The organism is Serratia sp. SA088, from assembly GCF_049065515.1.
In the GTDB taxonomy this organism is placed as follows: Bacteria; Pseudomonadota; Gammaproteobacteria; order Enterobacterales; family Enterobacteriaceae; genus Serratia; species Serratia nematodiphila.
Map to the genome: position 1 here is coordinate 584,953 of NZ_JBAKGW010000001.1, position 16,655 is coordinate 601,607.

13 protein-coding genes are annotated in these 16,655 nt (G+C 57.5%); 8 read left to right on the forward strand and 5 right to left on the reverse strand.

The window, feature by feature from the left end:
• Positions 1-70 precede the first annotated feature (70 nt).
• Complete coding sequence (adhE, locus tag ACOWVD_RS02910) at positions 71-2,743, reverse strand: bifunctional acetaldehyde-CoA/alcohol dehydrogenase (protein WP_421105411.1); 2,673 nt, start codon at positions 2,741-2,743, stop codon at positions 71-73.
• A 531-nt stretch (positions 2,744-3,274) separates the two neighbouring features.
• Between adhE and ACOWVD_RS02915 the strand changes: the two genes are divergently transcribed.
• From ACOWVD_RS02915 to oppF, 7 genes are all read left to right on the forward strand, one after another.
• Complete coding sequence (locus tag ACOWVD_RS02915; RefSeq protein ID WP_015378089.1) at positions 3,275-3,919, forward strand: YchE family NAAT transporter; 645 nt, start codon at positions 3,275-3,277, stop codon at positions 3,917-3,919.
• A gap of 696 nt (positions 3,920-4,615) precedes the next feature.
• Positions 4,616-6,253 carry an ABC transporter substrate-binding protein gene (locus ACOWVD_RS02920; protein WP_015378088.1) on the forward strand — a complete coding sequence of 546 codons (1,638 nt, stop codon included), beginning with the start codon at positions 4,616-4,618 and terminating at the stop codon, positions 6,251-6,253.
• 148 nt (positions 6,254-6,401) lie between these two features.
• Positions 6,402-8,039, forward strand: coding sequence for an oligopeptide ABC transporter substrate-binding protein OppA (oppA, locus tag ACOWVD_RS02925; protein WP_049242990.1), 1,638 nt, complete (start codon positions 6,402-6,404; stop codon positions 8,037-8,039).
• An 82-nt stretch (positions 8,040-8,121) separates the two neighbouring features.
• The gene (oppB, locus tag ACOWVD_RS02930) at positions 8,122-9,042 is read left to right on the forward strand and encodes an oligopeptide ABC transporter permease OppB (protein ID WP_004932150.1); all 921 of its coding nucleotides are present in this window, start codon (positions 8,122-8,124) and stop codon (positions 9,040-9,042) included.
• Positions 9,043-9,056: 14 nt separating this feature from the next.
• A complete protein-coding gene (oppC, locus tag ACOWVD_RS02935) occupies positions 9,057-9,965 on the forward strand; it encodes an oligopeptide ABC transporter permease OppC (RefSeq protein ID WP_004932149.1) in 909 nt (302 codons plus the stop codon).
• 11 nt (positions 9,966-9,976) lie between these two features.
• Positions 9,977-10,993, forward strand: coding sequence for an ABC transporter ATP-binding protein (locus ACOWVD_RS02940; RefSeq protein ID WP_015378086.1), 1,017 nt, complete (start codon positions 9,977-9,979; stop codon positions 10,991-10,993).
• Positions 10,990-11,991, forward strand: coding sequence for a murein tripeptide/oligopeptide ABC transporter ATP binding protein OppF (gene oppF / locus ACOWVD_RS02945; protein WP_004932143.1), 1,002 nt, complete (start codon positions 10,990-10,992; stop codon positions 11,989-11,991). The genes ACOWVD_RS02940 and oppF overlap by 4 nt, the downstream gene beginning before the upstream one ends.
• A gap of 73 nt (positions 11,992-12,064) precedes the next feature.
• Here oppF and ACOWVD_RS02950 read toward each other — a convergent pair whose 3' ends face one another.
• On the reverse strand, positions 12,065-12,388 hold the full coding sequence (locus ACOWVD_RS02950; RefSeq protein ID WP_004932139.1) for an HI1450 family dsDNA-mimic protein: 324 nt from the start codon (positions 12,386-12,388) through the stop codon (positions 12,065-12,067).
• A gap of 56 nt (positions 12,389-12,444) precedes the next feature.
• Complete coding sequence (gene cls, locus ACOWVD_RS02955) at positions 12,445-13,905, reverse strand: cardiolipin synthase (protein ID WP_004932137.1); 1,461 nt, start codon at positions 13,903-13,905, stop codon at positions 12,445-12,447.
• A gap of 242 nt (positions 13,906-14,147) precedes the next feature.
• On the opposite strand from cls, the gene ACOWVD_RS02960 reads away from it, so the two are divergent.
• On the forward strand, positions 14,148-14,324 hold the full coding sequence (locus ACOWVD_RS02960) for a YciY family protein (protein WP_025159792.1): 177 nt from the start codon (positions 14,148-14,150) through the stop codon (positions 14,322-14,324).
• A 45-nt stretch (positions 14,325-14,369) separates the two neighbouring features.
• Here ACOWVD_RS02960 and ACOWVD_RS02965 read toward each other — a convergent pair whose 3' ends face one another.
• The gene (locus ACOWVD_RS02965) at positions 14,370-14,861 is read right to left on the reverse strand and encodes a Dps family protein (protein ID WP_004932132.1); all 492 of its coding nucleotides are present in this window, start codon (positions 14,859-14,861) and stop codon (positions 14,370-14,372) included.
• A gap of 200 nt (positions 14,862-15,061) precedes the next feature.
• Positions 15,062-16,534: a multidrug efflux MFS transporter SmfY gene (smfY, locus tag ACOWVD_RS02970; protein WP_197799029.1), complete on the reverse strand. Its 1,473-nt coding sequence runs from the start codon at positions 16,532-16,534 to the stop codon at positions 15,062-15,064.
• Positions 16,535-16,655 lie beyond the last annotated feature (121 nt).

Here is a 16,655-nt window from a genome sequence, read left to right on the forward strand (position 1 = left end):
GAAATGCAGCGCCTCCGGCGCAATAAAAAACCCGCCGTTTGGCGGGTTTTTTTATCGGTTCACGAAACCGTTATTTCTTGGGCTTCTTTACCGCGGCTTTGGCTGCAGCCGGAGCTGCCGCTTCCTCTTCGACTGCTTCGCTGAATTCGCGGCCGTAGAAGGTATCCAGCATGATTTGCTTCAGTTCGGCAATCAGCGGATAGCGCGGGTTGGCGCCGGTGCATTGGTCGTCGAACGCGTCTTCCGACAGCTTGTCGACTTTCGCCAGGAAGTCCGCCTCCTGCACACCCGCCTCACGGATGGAGGTTGGGATGCCCAACTCGGTTTTCAGCTCGTCCAGCCAGGCCAGCAGTTTCTCAATCTTCTGCGCGGTGCGGTCGCCCGGTGCGCTCAGGCCGAGGTGGTCGGCGATTTCAGCGTAGCGGCGGCGCGCCTGAGGGCGGTCGTACTGGCTGAAGGCCGTCTGCTTGGTCGGGTTGTCGTTCGCATTGTAGCGAATGACGTTGGAAATCAGCATCGCGTTGGCCAGGCCGTGCGGAATGTGGAACTCCGAACCCAGTTTGTGCGCCATGGAGTGACAAACCCCGAGGAAGGCGTTGGCAAAAGCGATACCGGCGATGGTGGCGGCGTTGTGCACGCGTTCACGGGCAACCGGGTTTTTCGCGCCTTCTTTGTAGCTGGCCGGCAGATACTCTTTCAACAGTTTCAGCGCCTGCAGCGCCTGGCCGTCGGAGTATTCGTTCGCCAGCACTGACACGTAAGCTTCCAGCGCGTGGGTCACCGCATCCAGGCCACCGAAGGCGCACAGGGATTTCGGCATGTTCATCACCAGGTTGGCGTCGACAATCGCCATGTCCGGGGTCAGCGCATAGTCGGCCAGCGGGTATTTCTGCCCGGTGGCGTCGTCGGTCACGACGGCGAATGGTGTGACTTCCGAACCGGTGCCTGACGTCGTGGTGATAGCGATCATCTTCGCTTTCACGCCCATTTTCGGGAATTTGTAGATACGCTTGCGGATGTCCATGAAGCGCAGCGCCAGATCCTCGAAGTGGGTTTCAGGATGTTCGTACAGCACCCACATGATTTTCGCGGCGTCCATCGGCGAACCGCCGCCCAGCGCGATGATGACGTCCGGTTTGAAGGAGTTCATCTGCTCGGCGCCTTTACGCACGATGCTCAGCGTCGGATCGGCTTCCACTTCGAAGAACACTTCGGTTTCGATGCCGTGAGACTTCAGAACCTTGGTGATCTGGTCAGCATAGCCGTTGTTGAACAGGAAACGGTCGGTCACGATGAAGGCGCGTTTCGCCCCGTCGGTCGCCACTTCTTCCAGCGCGATAGGCAGCGAGCCACGGCGGAAGTAGATCGATTTCGGAAGTTTGTGCCACAACATGTTTTCTGCTCGCTTCGCTACAGTTTTCTTGTTGATCAGGTGTTTAGGTCCGACGTTTTCAGAGATGGAGTTGCCACCCCAGGAACCGCAACCCAGCGTCAGCGAAGGCGCGAGTTTGAAGTTGTACAGGTCGCCGATACCGCCCTGAGAAGCCGGGGTGTTGATCAGGATGCGAGCCGTTTTCATTTTATCGCCGAAGTAGGCGATGCGAGCCGTTTGGTTATCCTGGTCGGTGTACAGGCAGGACGTGTGGCCGATACCGCCCATGGCGACCAGTTTTTCGGCTTTGGCGACCGCGTCTTCGAAGTCTTTGGCACGGTACATCGCCAGGGTAGGCGACAGTTTTTCATGTGCGAAAGGTTCGGACTCGTCGACCAGCTTCACTTCACCGATCAGCACTTTGGTGTTGGCCGGCACTTTGATGCCTGCCATTTCGGCGATTTTCGGTGCGGATTGCCCGACGATGGCCGCATTCAGACCGCCGTTTTTCAGGATGATGTCCTGCACCGCTTTCAGTTCTTTACCCTGCAGCAGATAGCCGCCGTGGGAAGCGAAGCGTTCGCGTACCGCATCATAGATAGCGTCAACGACGATGACCGACTGTTCGGAAGCGCAGATAACGCCGCTGTCGAAGGTTTTGGACATCAGGATAGAGGCGACCACGCGCTTGATGTCTGCGGTTTCGTCTACCACGACCGGCGTATTACCGGCGCCGACGCCGATGGCCGGTTTGCCGGAGCTGTAGGCGGCTTTCACCATGCCCGGGCCACCGGTGGCCAGGATCAGGTTGATGTCAGGGTGGTGCATCAGCTGGTTGGACAGCTCGACGGTAGGTTGATCGATCCAACCGATGATGTCTTTTGGCGCGCCGGCGGCGATAGCGGCTTGCAGCACGATATCGGCGGCTTTATTGGTGGCATTCTTCGCACGCGGGTGCGGCGAGAAGATGATGCCGTTACGGGTTTTCAGGCTGATCAGCGCTTTGAAGATCGCGGTAGAAGTTGGGTTGGTGGTAGGGACGATACCGCAAATCAGGCCGATAGGTTCGGCGATGGTGATGGTACCGAAAGTGTCATCTTCAGACAGGATGCCACAGGTTTTTTCATCTTTATAGGCGTTGTAGATGTACTCGGAAGCGAAGTGGTTTTTGATCACTTTGTCTTCGACGATACCCATTCCGGATTCTTCCGCGGCCATTTTGGCCAACGGGATACGGGCATCAGCAGCGGCGAGGGCGGCAGCGCGGAAGATTTTATCCACTTGCTCTTGAGTGAAGTTGGCATATTCGCGCTGGGCTTTTTTGACACGTGCGACAAGCTCGTTCAGTTCAGCGACATTCGTTACAGCCATAATGCTCTCCTGATAATGTTAAACTCTTTCAGTAAATAAGCCGTGCGAGCCACTAGTATAGTCATAACGGGAATAAACGGTGATTCGAATACCGGGGGTTTCCCGCGTTATTTCTTCGCATGCTGCTGATTTGCTTAAAGAGCTTTACCCTGCGCCAACCGGAGGGGCAGGCAGTGAAGAGAACGGAACCGGCTGGATTGCCACCGACTTTGTTCTACTCCCTGCCTACGACTAAGAGCTTACCCACTGTTGGGTAGTTGATTTGTGATCTAAATCATGAAAAGTGCAAGCTGACACCTTTCAGCTTGACGGTGTTGAGAGTGATTATCAATAACTGTGATCGATGACTCTTTTTTCAACATAAAAAATCAAAAGGCCATACATCACTTTAACAAAGGGCATTTGTTTTGTTGCCTAACTTGTTGGTAGTCAAAAATGCTGCTCTGGCCGGATGGATTACCCGCGGCAATTCCATTACATTAGCGCGCATAGGCAGCACACCTTTTTATAGCACTTAACGCGGAGCCATCTGTGGGCCAATCTCTGTTGGATCTTTCCGGCTTTATCAAGTTCTTTGTCGGTCTGTTTGCGCTGGTCAACCCGGTGGGCATCTTGCCGGTGTTTATCAGCATGACCAGCTACCAGGCGGAAGCAGGGCGCAATAAAACCAACCTGACCGCCAACCTGTCGGTCGCCATTATTCTGTGGACATCGCTGTTCCTGGGCGAAGGGATCTTGCGGATGTTCGGCATCTCCATCGATTCGTTCCGCATCGCCGGCGGTATTCTGGTGGTGACCATCGCCATGTCGATGATCAGCGGCAAGCTGGGAGAAGACAAACAGAACAAACAGGAAAAATCGGAGAGCGCGATCCGCGAGAGCATCGGCGTGGTGCCGTTAGCGCTGCCGCTGATGGCGGGGCCGGGGGCGATCAGTTCCACCATCGTGTGGAGTTCCCGTTATCACAACTGGCAAAGCCTGCTCGGCTTTACGGTCGCGATCGCCTTGTTCGCCTTTTGCTGTTGGTTGTTGTTCCGCGCCGCGCCGCTGTTGGTGCGTTTGCTTGGGCAGACCGGCATCAACGTGATCACCCGTATCATGGGTCTGTTGCTGATGGCGCTCGGGATCGAGTTTATCGTTACCGGCATTAAGGCGATATTCCCCGGCCTGTTGTAATACCCTTTGTTTAGCCGCGCACCTTTCGCCTTGGCGCGGCTAAAATTAATTTTAAAGTTTAAATTATTTATTGGTTCGCATTATTATAGTGCACAGGATGAATAAAATTTATGCGGTTGCACTCTTATGTTGCATAAATCTCATGTTGCTGTGCAAAAAAAACGCTAAGCGTTATTTCAGACACTTTTCTTCCCCCATTTCCGCGCGTTTTGCCCCCGTTCAACGGTAAAGCTGTTGTTAAATTAATCACATCATTCTGTGGGGCTTGTCTCACTTTCATCCAGGTGTTATTAGTGATTAACCGACCATAGGCAGGTGTTTGTTCTTTGAATGTCCGGATTGTTAACTGAATGTTTCTTTGTGCGGTAATGAGATTGCGTTGATGGTTTCAAATGAAATGATTTCGTCTTTTTTTTCTTTAAAATCATAGCGATGATTTTGTTTCTCCGCGTCCTCGATCTTGGGGGCCGGATCGGGCTTCGTGCGATAAAAGAGAATTGCTTAACATTTTCGTAAAATTTATTGGCTATGGAATTTGGCTTCTGCTAATTTCCGAGCAACTTTCCCGTGGTCAATTAACTGAAATGCGCCATAAAAACGGGAATGATTTTTGCTGGTATCCGTTTATTTAGAATTCTTATAAACACTTCACAAACTTCGATAAGCGATGCTTGTCGGTGAAAAGGAGCCTCGATTATGCAGCAAACCCTGAAGCGCACTTCTTTGACCTTGTTGATTAGCGGCGCGCTGAGCGTCGGCGCCATAAATAGCAGTTTGGCGGCGGAAGTGCCGGCCGGCGTTCAGTTGGCGCAGCAGCAGAATATTGTGATCAACAACGGCAGCGAAGTGGCTTCATTGGATCCGCATAAGGTCGAGGGCGTACCGGAAAGCAATATCATTCTTAACCTGCTGGAAGGGCTGGTGAGCACCGACGCCAACGGGCATGTGGTGCCGGCGGCGGCGGCGAGCTGGGAAAACCAGAATTATCAGCAATGGACCTTCCACCTGCGCCCCGGCGCGGTGTGGAGCGACGGCAGCCCGGTGACCGCGCAAGACTTCGTCTACAGCTGGCAGCGCCTGGCCGATCCGAAAATCGCCTCGCCCTATGCCAGCTACCTGCAGTACACCAAAGTCGACAATATCGACGATATCCTGACCGGTAAGAAGCCTCCACAGGCCCTCGGCGTCAAGGCGCTGGACGACCAGACGCTGCAGGTGACGCTGAGCGAGCCGGTGCCGTATTTCATCAGCATGCTGAGCCACACGTCGCTCAAACCGGTGAAACGCGCGGTAGTGGAGAAATTCGGCGACAAATGGACGCTGCCCGCCAACTATGTCGGCAATGGCGCTTACCGTCTGAAAGAGTGGGTGGTGAACGAGCGGATTGTGCTTGAGCGCAGCCCGAGCTACTGGAACAACAAGCAGACGGTGATCAATCAGGCGACCTTCCTGCCGATTGCTTCCGAAGTCAGCGACGTCAACCGCTTCCGCAGCGGCGAGATCGACATCACCAACAGCGCCATTCCGCCGTACCTGTATGTCAAAATGAAGCGCGAAGTGCCCGAGCAACTGCACGTTAACCCTTATCTGTGCACTTTCTATTACGAACTCAATAACCAGCGGGCGCCGTTCACCGATCCGCGGGTGCGTACGGCGGTGAAGATGACGCTGGATCGCGACATCATCGCCAACAAGATCATGGGCCAGGGGCAGATCCCGGCCTACAGTTTCACGCCAACCTTCACCGAAGGCGCCAACTTCACGCAGCCCGCCTGGGCCGGCTGGAGCCAGGAACAGCGCAACGCCGAAGCCAAGAAACTGCTGGCGGAAGCGGGTTACAGCGACGCCAAACCGCTGAAGTTCTCGCTGCTGTACAACACCTCCGATCAAAACAAACAGCAGGCGATCGCCGCCGCGTCGATGTGGAAGAAGAACCTCGGCGCCGACGTCACGCTGCGCAATCAGGAGTGGAAGACCTCGCTGGAAAGCCGCCATCAGGGGCAATACGACGTGGCGCGCGCCACCTGGTGCGGGGATTACAACGAACCCAGCGCCTTCCTGAACCTGGTGCTGTCCAACAGCAGCATCAATACCGTGTTTTATAAGAGCCCGGCGTTCGACGCCATCATGGCCGCCACCCTGAAGGCGCCGGATGAGGCCGCGCGCGCCGCGCTCTATCAGCAGGCAGAAGCGCAACTGGACAAAGACTCCGCGTTGATCCCGGTGTATTACCGCGTCAGCGCGCGGTTGATTAAGCCGACGGTAGGCGGGTTCACCGGCAAAGATCCGCTGGACTATACCGACGTTAAAAATCTTTACATTATCAAGCAGTAAAGGGGTATTCCTCACGCCGAGGCGCTGGGGGATATAGGGAAGGCCGGCCGCCGCATTCGTTCCGCGGCGGCGGGAAAACAGAGTCCGCTTACGGGCAACGCAGGTTCCACGAAGAGCCTGTGATAATAAAAAACTGGAGTCGATAAGTATGACCAACATCACGAAGAAAACCCTCATTGCCGCCGGCGTCATCGCCGCACTCGGCATCACAGCAACCACCTCCGCCTTCGCGGCCGACGTTCCTGCAGGCGTGCAACTGGCCGACAAGCAAGAAATCGTCAAAAACAACGGTTCCGAAGTGCAGTCGCTGGATCCGCATAAAATCGAGGGCGTGCCGGAAAACAACGTGACCCGCGATCTGATGGAAGGCCTGGCGAACAACAGCCCGGATGGTTCCATCGTGCCGGGCGTCGCGGAAAGCTGGGATAACAAGGATTTCAAAATCTGGACCTTCCACCTGCGCAAAGACGCCAAATGGTCCAACGGCAAGCCGGTGACGGCGCAAGATTTCGTCTACAGTTGGCAGCGCGTAGTGGATCCGAAAACCGCGTCGCCTTACGCCAGCTACCTGCAGTACGCCCATGTGGAAAACGTCGATGACATCATCGCCGGTAAAAAAGACAAGTCGACGCTGGGCGTGAAGGCCATCGACGACCATACTTTCCAGGTGACCCTGAGCGAGCCGGTGCCTTATCTGGTTGAAATGACCCCGCACTACGCCATGAAGCCGGTTTATAAAGAGGCGGTGGAGAAATTCGGCGAGAAGTGGACGCTGCCGGCCAACTACGTCAGCAACGGCGCCTACAAACTGAAAGACTGGATTGTCAACGAACGCATCGTACTGGAACGCAACCCGGAATATTGGGATAACGCCAAAACCATCATCAATAAAGTGACGTTCCTGCCTATTTCGTCGGAAGTGACCGACGTTAACCGCTACCGCACCGGCGAAATCGACATGACTTATAACAACATGCCGATCGAACTGTTCCAGAAGCTGAAGAAAGAGATCCCGAAAGAGGTGCACGTCGATCCTTATCTGTGCACCTATTACTACGAAATCAACAACCAGAAGGCGCCGTTCACCGATGCGCGCGTGCGTGAAGCGCTGAAGCTGGGTATGGATCGCGACATCATCGTCAACAAGGTGAAAAACCAGGGCGATCTGCCGGCCTACAGCTTTACGCCGCCATACACCGACGGCGCCAAGCTGACCGCGCCGGAGTGGTTCGGCTGGACGCAGGAAAAACGCAACGAAGTGGCGAAGAAACTGCTGGCGGAAGCCGGCTACGGCCCGGGTAAACCGCTGACCTTCTCCCTGTTGTACAACACGTCAGACCTGCACAAGAAGCTGGCGATCGCCGCCGCCTCCATCTGGAAGAAAAATCTGGGCGTGGACGTGAAGCTGGTGAACCAGGAGTGGAAAACCTTCCTGGATACCCGCCATCAGGGAACCTATGACGTGGCGCGCGCCGGCTGGTGTGCCGACTACAACGAACCGAGTTCGTTCCTGAATATGATGCTGTCCGACAGCAGCAGTAACACCCCGCACTACAAGAGCGCCGAGTTCGATAAGCTGATGGCCAACGTGTTGACCGCGAAGAGCAAAGACGAGCGCGCCGATCTGTATCAGAAAGCGGAAGTTCAGCTGGATAAAGATTCCGCCATCGTTCCGCTGTATTACTATGTGAACGCCCGTCTGGTGAAACCTTACGTCGGTGGCTACACCGGCAAAGACCCGCTTGATAACGTGTACGACAAAAACCTGTACATCATCAAGCATTGATACGGTAAGAGCCGGCGGCCTGGCCGCCGGCCCATGTTGAGAATAATAAGCCGTTATCAGGCTGTCGCACAGGGTTAGGGCAATGCTTAAATTTATACTTCGTCGCTTGTTGGAAGCGATCCCGACACTATTTATCCTTATCACCATCTCATTCTTCATGATGCGCCTGGCGCCCGGCAGTCCATTTACCGGGGAACGCGCATTGCCGCCGGAAGTCATGGCGAATATCGAAGCCAAATATCATTTGAACGACCCGATCTGGAAACAGTACGGTCATTATCTGGCGCAGCTTGCGCAGGGAGACTTCGGCCCGTCCTTTAAATACAAGGATTATTCGGTCAACGATTTGGTGGCCAGCTCTTTCCCGGTCTCCGCCAAGCTCGGCCTGGCCGCGTTTCTGCTGGCGGTGGTGCTGGGCGTGAGCGCCGGTGTGATCGCCGCGCTGAACCAGAACACCAAATGGGACTATACGGTGATGGGGTTCGCCATGACCGGGGTGGTGATACCCAGTTTCGTGGTGGCGCCGCTGTTGGTGCTGATCTTCGCCATCACGTTGAAATGGTTGCCGGGCGGCGGCTGGAACGGTGGTGCGCCTAAGTTCATCATCTTGCCGATGGTGGCGTTGTCGCTGGCCTATATCGCCAGCATCGCCCGTATCACGCGCGGCTCGATGATTGAAGTGTTGCACTCCAACTTCATCCGCACCGCGCGCGCCAAAGGCTTGCCGATGCGTCGCATCATTTTCCGCCACGCGCTGAAGCCGGCGCTGTTGCCGGTGCTGTCCTACATGGGCCCGGCGTTCGTCGGGATCATCACCGGTTCAATGGTGATCGAAACCATTTACGGTCTGCCGGGGATCGGCCAGCTGTTCGTTAACGGCGCGCTGAACCGCGACTACTCCCTGGTGTTGAGCCTGACCATTCTGGTGGGCGCTCTGACCATTCTGTTCAACGCAATCGTCGATGTGCTGTATGCGGTCATCGATCCGAAAATCCGTTATTAATCTGGAGCACGCGAATGATGTTGACTAAAAAGAACAGCGAAGCTCTGGAACACTTCAGCGAGAAGCTGGAAGTGGAAGGGCGCAGCCTGTGGCAAGACGCGCGTCGGCGTTTTATGCACAACCGCGCGGCGGTCAGCAGCCTGTTCATACTGGCGCTGATCACTCTGTTTGTGGTGCTGGCGCCGATGCTGTCGCAATTCGCCTACGACGATACCGATTGGGCGATGATGTCCGCCGCACCCAGCGTTGAATCGGGGCACTATTTCGGCACCGACTCCTCCGGGCGCGATCTGCTGGTGCGCGTGGCGATCGGCGGGCGCATCTCGCTGATGGTCGGCGTGGCGGCGGCGTTGGTGGCGGTGATCGTCGGCACCCTGTACGGCGCGATGTCCGGCTATCTGGGCGGCAAGATCGACTCGGTGATGATGCGCCTGCTGGAGATCCTCAACTCCTTCCCGTTTATGTTCTTCGTGATCCTGCTGGTGACCTTCTTCGGCCAGAATATCCTGCTGATCTTCGTGGCGATCGGCATGGTATCGTGGTTGGACATGGCGCGTATCGTGCGCGGCCAAACCCTCGGTCTGAAGCGCAAGGAGTTCATCGAAGCGGCGCTGGTGTGCGGCGTTTCCACGCGCAACATCGTGCTGCGGCATATCGTGCCTAACGTGCTCGGCGTGGTGGTGGTGTATGCCTCGTTGCTGGTGCCGAGCATGATCCTGTTCGAATCCTTCCTCAGCTTCCTGGGGCTGGGTACGCAGGAGCCGCTGAGCAGCTGGGGCGCATTGCTCAGCGACGGCGCCAACTCAATGGAAGTTTCACCGTGGTTGCTGCTGTTCCCGGCGGGTTTCCTGGTTGTCACTCTGTTCTGTTTCAACTTCATCGGCGATGGCCTGCGTGACGCCCTCGACCCGAAAGATCGTTAAGGAGTGCCACCATGAGCACCATTGAACATCCTGAGATGCAAACCGCCGTCGGCGTTAAAGCGTCGCCGCTGCTGGACGTGAAAGACCTGCGCGTCACGTTTTCCACCCCGGACGGCGACGTGACGGCGGTGAACGATCTGAACTTCGATCTGCGCGCCGGTGAAACGCTGGGCATCGTCGGCGAATCCGGCTCCGGCAAATCGCAGACCGCGTTCGCCCTGATGGGGTTGCTGGCCAGTAATGGCCGCATCGGCGGCTCGGCCAAATTCAACGGCCGCGAAATCCTCAACCTGCCGGAAAACCAGCTCAACAAGCTGCGGGCCGAAGAGATCTCGATGATCTTCCAGGACCCGATGACTTCGCTCAACCCGTATATGCGCGTTGGCGAACAGCTGATGGAAGTGCTGATGCTGCATAAGAAAATGAGCAAAAGCGAAGCCTTCGAAGAGTCGGTGCGCATGCTCGACGCGGTGAAAATGCCGGAAGCGCGCAAGCGCATGCGCATGTATCCGCATGAGTTTTCCGGCGGCATGCGCCAGCGCGTGATGATCGCCATGGCGCTGCTGTGCCGGCCGAAGCTGCTGATCGCCGACGAGCCGACTACCGCGCTGGACGTGACCGTTCAGGCGCAGATCATGACACTGCTCAACGAGCTCAAGCGCGAGTTCAACACCGCCATCATCATGATCACCCACGATCTGGGCGTGGTGGCCGGCATCTGCAACAAGGTGCTGGTGATGTACGCCGGTCGCACCATGGAATACGGCAGCGCGCGCGAGGTGTTCTACCAGCCGAGCCACCCGTACTCCATCGGGTTGTTGAACGCGGTGCCGCGCCTCGACGCCGAAGGCGAAGCGTTGCTGACCATTCCCGGCAACCCGCCGAACCTGCTGCGGCTGCCGAAAGGTTGCCCGTTCCAGCCGCGCTGCCCGTACGCCATGGAACAGTGCGCGAGCGCTCCGCCATTGGAGCAATTTGGGGAAGGGCGCCTGCGCGCCTGCTTTAAACCGGTGGAGGCGTTGGTATGACAGCGGTAACCGACAAGAAAGTGCTGCTCGAAGTGGCCGATCTGAAAGTGCACTTCGACATTCATGACGACAAGCAGTGGTTTTGGCAGCCGCCGAAAACCCTGAAGGCGGTCGATGGCGTTACGCTGCGGCTGTTCGAGGGGGAAACCCTGGGCGTGGTCGGCGAATCCGGCTGCGGCAAATCCACCTTCGCGCGCGCCATCATCGGCCTGGTGAAGGCCACCAGCGGGCGCGTCGCCTGGCTGGGTAAAGATCTGCTGGGCATGAACGACGCCGACTGGCGCAAAACCCGCAGCGATATCCAGATGATCTTCCAGGATCCGCTGGCTTCGCTCAACCCGCGCATGACCATCGGCGAAATCATCGCTGAGCCGCTGCGCACTTATTACCCGAAAATGCCGCGTCAGGAAGTGAAGGACAAGGTCAAGGCGATGATGCTGAAGGTCGGCCTGCTGCCTAACCTGATCAACCGTTATCCGCACGAGTTCTCCGGCGGCCAATGCCAGCGCATCGGCATCGCGCGCGCGCTGATCCTCGAACCGAAGCTGGTGATCTGCGACGAGCCGGTTTCCGCGTTGGATGTGTCGATTCAGGCGCAGGTGGTAAACCTGCTGCAGCAGCTGCAGCGCGAGATGGGCCTGTCATTGATCTTTATCGCCCACGATTTGGCGGTGGTGAAGCACATTTCCGATCGCGTGCTGGTGATGTATCTGGGCCATGCGGTGGAGCTGGGCACCTATGACGAGGTGTACCACAATCCGCAGCACCCTTACACCAAGGCGTTGATGTCGGCGGTGCCGATCCCGGATCCGGACAAGGAGAAGGAAAAGCAGATCCAGCTGTTGGAAGGGGAGCTGCCTTCGCCGATCAACCCGCCGTCCGGCTGCGTGTTCCGCACCCGCTGCCCGATCGCCGGGCCGGAGTGCGCCAAGACGCGTCCGCTGCTGGAGGGCAGTTTCCGTCATGCGGTTTCATGCCTGAAGGTCGATCCGCTGTAATGCGCCGCTAGCCGGCAACAAAAAGCCCCGCTGACTCAGCGGGGCTTTTTTTATCCGAAATATGAGCGGCGAATCACTCTTTCCACAGAATGTGGCACAGCTTGTGGTCTTTCTCGCGGCAGATCAGCACGCGGGCGAACACGTCGTTGATCGGCTCGCCGTCGCTGTCCGCCAGACCGATCACCACTTCGGCGAAGAAGTCCGGATTCAGGTCGTAATCCACGTGCTCGCTCCAGTCTTCGGAGGGGTCGTACAGTTCTGCGCCGCCGCGCTCTTCAAACTGCAGATTGAACAGCAGAATATCCGCCGGATCCAGATTGTCGCCGGCCAATTCGAGGAAGATGTCGTAGGCCTGTTCCAGCGTTTCGTCTTCGGTAAGGCGGTTATTCAAATCCATAAAAAAATCCTGATAACAAATGATTTGGCGCTATTAAAGCACGCTCGCCGCGGCTTTTACAGCAACGGGCTGAAAAAGTAGAACAGGCGCTCGACCAGGCGATGCCAGAACGGCCGCTTCAGCCACTCTTTGGCGTTTAACAGTTTGGAACGGGCGATATAGTCTTCCTGCACGCAGGCCAGATCGCTGCCGAAGCCGTCGTCATCGATCACCAGGGTGATCTCGAAGTTGAGCCACAGGCTTCGCATATCCAGATTGACAGTGCCGACCAGGCTGAGCTGGCCGTCGACCAGCACGCTCTTGGTGTGCAACAGGCCGCCTTCGAACTGATAGATTTTCACGCCGGCTTCCAGCAGCTCGGAGAAGAACGCCCGGCTGGCCCAGCGCACCATCATCGAATCGTTGTCGCGCGGCACGATGATGCTGACCTCAACGCCGCGCAGAGCGGCGGTGCAGATGGCGTGCAGCAGATCGTCGCTCGGCACGAAGTACGGCGTGGTCATGATCAGCTGTTCGCGAGCGGAATAAACCGCGGTCAGCAGCGCCTGGTGGATCATCTCCTCGGGGAAGCCGGGGCCGGAGGCGATCACCTGAATGGTATGGCCGCTTTCCTGCTCGAACGGCATGATGTTGACGTCCGGCGGCGGCGGCAGAATGCGCTTGCCGGTTTCAATCTCCCAGTCGCAGGCATAGACGATGCCCATCGTAGTGGCCACCGGGCCTTCCATGCGCGCCATCAGATCGATCCATTGGCCGACGCCCGCATCCTGCTTGAAATAGCGCGGGTCGACCATGTTCATGCTGCCGGTATAGGCGATGTAGTTGTCGATCAGCACCACCTTGCGGTGCTGGCGCAGATCCATGCGGCGCAGGAATACGCGCAGCAGGTTGACCTTCAGCGCTTCGACCACTTCGATGCCTGCGTTGCGCATCATCGCCGGGTAGGGGCTGCGGAAAAATGGCAGGCTGCCGGCGGAGTCCAGCATCAGGCGGCAGTGTACGCCGCGCCGCGCGGCGGCCATCAGCGATTCGGCCACCTGATCGACCAGGCCGCCGGGCTGCCAGATATAGAACACCATTTCGATGTTGTGGCGCGCCAGCTCGATGTCGCGGATCAGCGCTTTCAACGTGTCGTCGGTAGTGGTGAGCAGCTGCAGCTGGTTGCCCTTGACGCCGTCGATGCCCTGGCGGCGGTTGCACAGCTGGAACAGCGGTTCGGCGACTTCACTGTATTCGGTGGCGAAGATGCGGCGGCTCTCTTTCAATTCTTTCAGCCAGCGCGCGGTCGACGGCCACATGGCCTTGGCGCGCTCGGCACGGCGCTTGCCCAGATGCAGTTCGCCGAACGATAAATAGGCGACGATGCCGAACAGCGGCAGAATATAGATAACCAGCAGCCAGGCCATGGCAGAGGGAACCGCACGGCGTTTCATCAAAATGCGCATCGTCACGCCGGCGATCAGCAGCCAGTAGCCGAACACCATGAGCCAACTGATTACGGTATAAAATGTTGTCATAAAGGCGAAAAATCCCGTTCGCAAACCACCAATGATGAGTGTACGCACAGATCGGGCAAGGCGAAACCTTTTATCGGCGCTTATGTTACATAAATATGATGAAGTTAAGGCACTTGCCGAAATCGAAAGGGCGGCTTTTAGCGGCGCGACGCCTGCGATGTCGCCGATAACGGCGGCTTGGATCGCGGGCTGAAAGGGCTATAATGCCCGCGGTTGGCATTAGACGAACGAGTGACGGAATTATGAGACGCAGTAGAAATGAAGTGGGCCGCTGGCGCATGTTGCGGCAGAGCCAACGTCGGCGGCATCGCTGGCTGGAGCGCCAGTCGTGCAGCAATCGCCATATTATCCGGGTGCGGCGCCGCTTGGACGATCAGCATCGGCGCGCGCTGCTGTTTGCGGTATCCTGCGAGTGGTAAAACGAAAACAGTCCCGTAAGGGACTGTTTTGTTATGGTGTCTGAGTTATTTGCCCAAATAGGCGTTGAGCATCCAGACCTGTTTTTCCTGCTCTTTGATGTAATCGCTCATCAGCGACGCGGTGCCTTCGTCGCCGGCGTCTGCCGCCACCGTCAGCAGCTCACGCTGCTGTTGCAGCAAGATTGAATACCCTTCCAACAGGCCGCGCAGCGTACCCTTATCATCGGTCACGTTGGTGTGTTCCTTGATGTCGGCGGTTTTCAGATAATCGCTGAAAGCGTGACGCGGCTGCGAGCCCAACGTCAGAATACGTTCCGCCAGCTCATCTACCTTGGTCAGCAGATCGTTATATGTCTCTTCGAATTTCGCGTGCAGTTCAAAGAACTGCGGGCCGGTAATGTTCCAATGATAGCCGCGCACGTTCATATACAGCACCTGATAGTTTGCCAACAGCGCATTGAGCGCTTCGGCGAGTTTTGCCGATTGTTTACTGTCAAGGCCGATATGGGTTTTCGCTGCTTTCTTTGCCGTTGCCATAATAATCTTCTCCTGATTATTTGTTCCGATAGTAGACAGAATCAATTTCCATAGCTGTTACAGTAACCGGATTTATCGCAGGGTTAAATACGATAACAGGCATTATTGCCATCGCTCAAACCGATGACGATAAATCCGCCGAGCAAATTGCCGAATCAGTTTACGCAGGTTCCGCAGGCGAAAAAAGCCGCTTTTCTCGGTTACTTGCGCATCGCCAGTTTTACCACACCTGCGCCCAGCGCCATTAACAGCGCGGCGGCGATCAGTACCGAAATAAAGGCGCGATCAAAGGCCAGACGCGCCAGCTGCGTCAACTGCTGCGCTCGATCGGCCGCCATTCCGGCCGCCAGGCGCAACGCTTCGTCGATGCTGTCGTAGGCTAAATCGCTGACCGGCAGCTCCGCCGGCAGCGCCAGGCTGTGGCTGTAAACCGCCGTCATCAGCCCGCCGAGCAGCGTCACGCCCAGCACGCCGCCCAGCTCGTAGGAGACGTCTTCGATGGACGCCGCCATGCCGGATTTCTCCTCCGGCGCGTTCAGCATGATGGCGGTGGAAGCGGCGGTGATCACGCCGCCGAGGCCGAAGCCCACCAGCGCCAGGCTCACCAGCTGCGGCGCTATGCCGCTCTGAGACAACAGGGCGAGGGCGGCAATGCCGACGGCGGTCAGGGCGAAACCGCCGAGGATAATGCTGCGTTCGCCGTAGCGCGGCAGCAGCAAACCGGCCATCGGCCCCGCCAACGCCGAGGCCAGCGGGATCGGCAAGATGAACAGCGCCGCCTGCAGCGGACTGAGGCCGAGCACCAGTTGCAAGCGTTGGCTGAGCACCAGCTCGACGCCGATCAGCGCCACCATCGACAGCAATGCCACGCCGATGCCGCCGGCGAACAGCCGGTTGCGGAACAGAGAGAAATCGATCATCGGGTGGGCGCTGCGCTGCTGACGACGCACGAACAGCGCCAGGAACAGGATGCCGATCAGGGCCGCCGCGAGCAAGGCGCTGACGTCAGGCGCCGGCTTGCTCAATTCTTTCAGCGCATAGATAGCGCCGACCAGGCCTATCATGATCTGTATCGAGCCGACGATGTCGGCGGGGCGCGGGTTATCGCCGCCGCAGCGCGGGATCAGTTTCCATGCCAACGGCCAGACCAGCAACACCACCGGCACATTGATCAGGAACACCGAGCCCCACCAGAAATATTCCAACAGCAGGCCGCCGACCACCGGGCCGATGGCCGCGCCGCCGGAGGCCACCGATGCCCAGATGCCGATCGCCAGCGCGCGTTCGCGTTCGTCGGTAAAGACGTGGCGTACGATGGACAGCGTGGCGGGCATCATCATTGCCGCGCCAACGGCGAGGAATACCCGCGCGGCGATCAGCCACTCGGCGGTAGGCGAGAAAGCGGCGCACAGCGACGCGACGGCAAACACCGGCAGCCCGGCGAGAAACAGCCGTTTATGGCCGATGCGATCGCTCAGCATGCCGGCGCCAGGCAACAGACCGGCCACCACCAACGGGTAGGCGTTGACGATCCAGAGTTTTTGCGAGGCGCTGGCGTCCAGCGCCTGGGTTAAACGCGGCAGAGCGGTATAGAGCACCGTCATATCGATGACGATCAGGAACAGGGCGCTGGCGACCATCGTCAGGATCAACCAGCGGTTCTTGGCGTACATAAGTCATAATCCAGTTAAAGTAGGCGGCGCGAAGGCGCCGCCATTCGGGTAACCCATCCGGCGATGCCGGATGATATACTGGTGATAATATATATCCATACGTTTGTATTGAAAAGAAGGG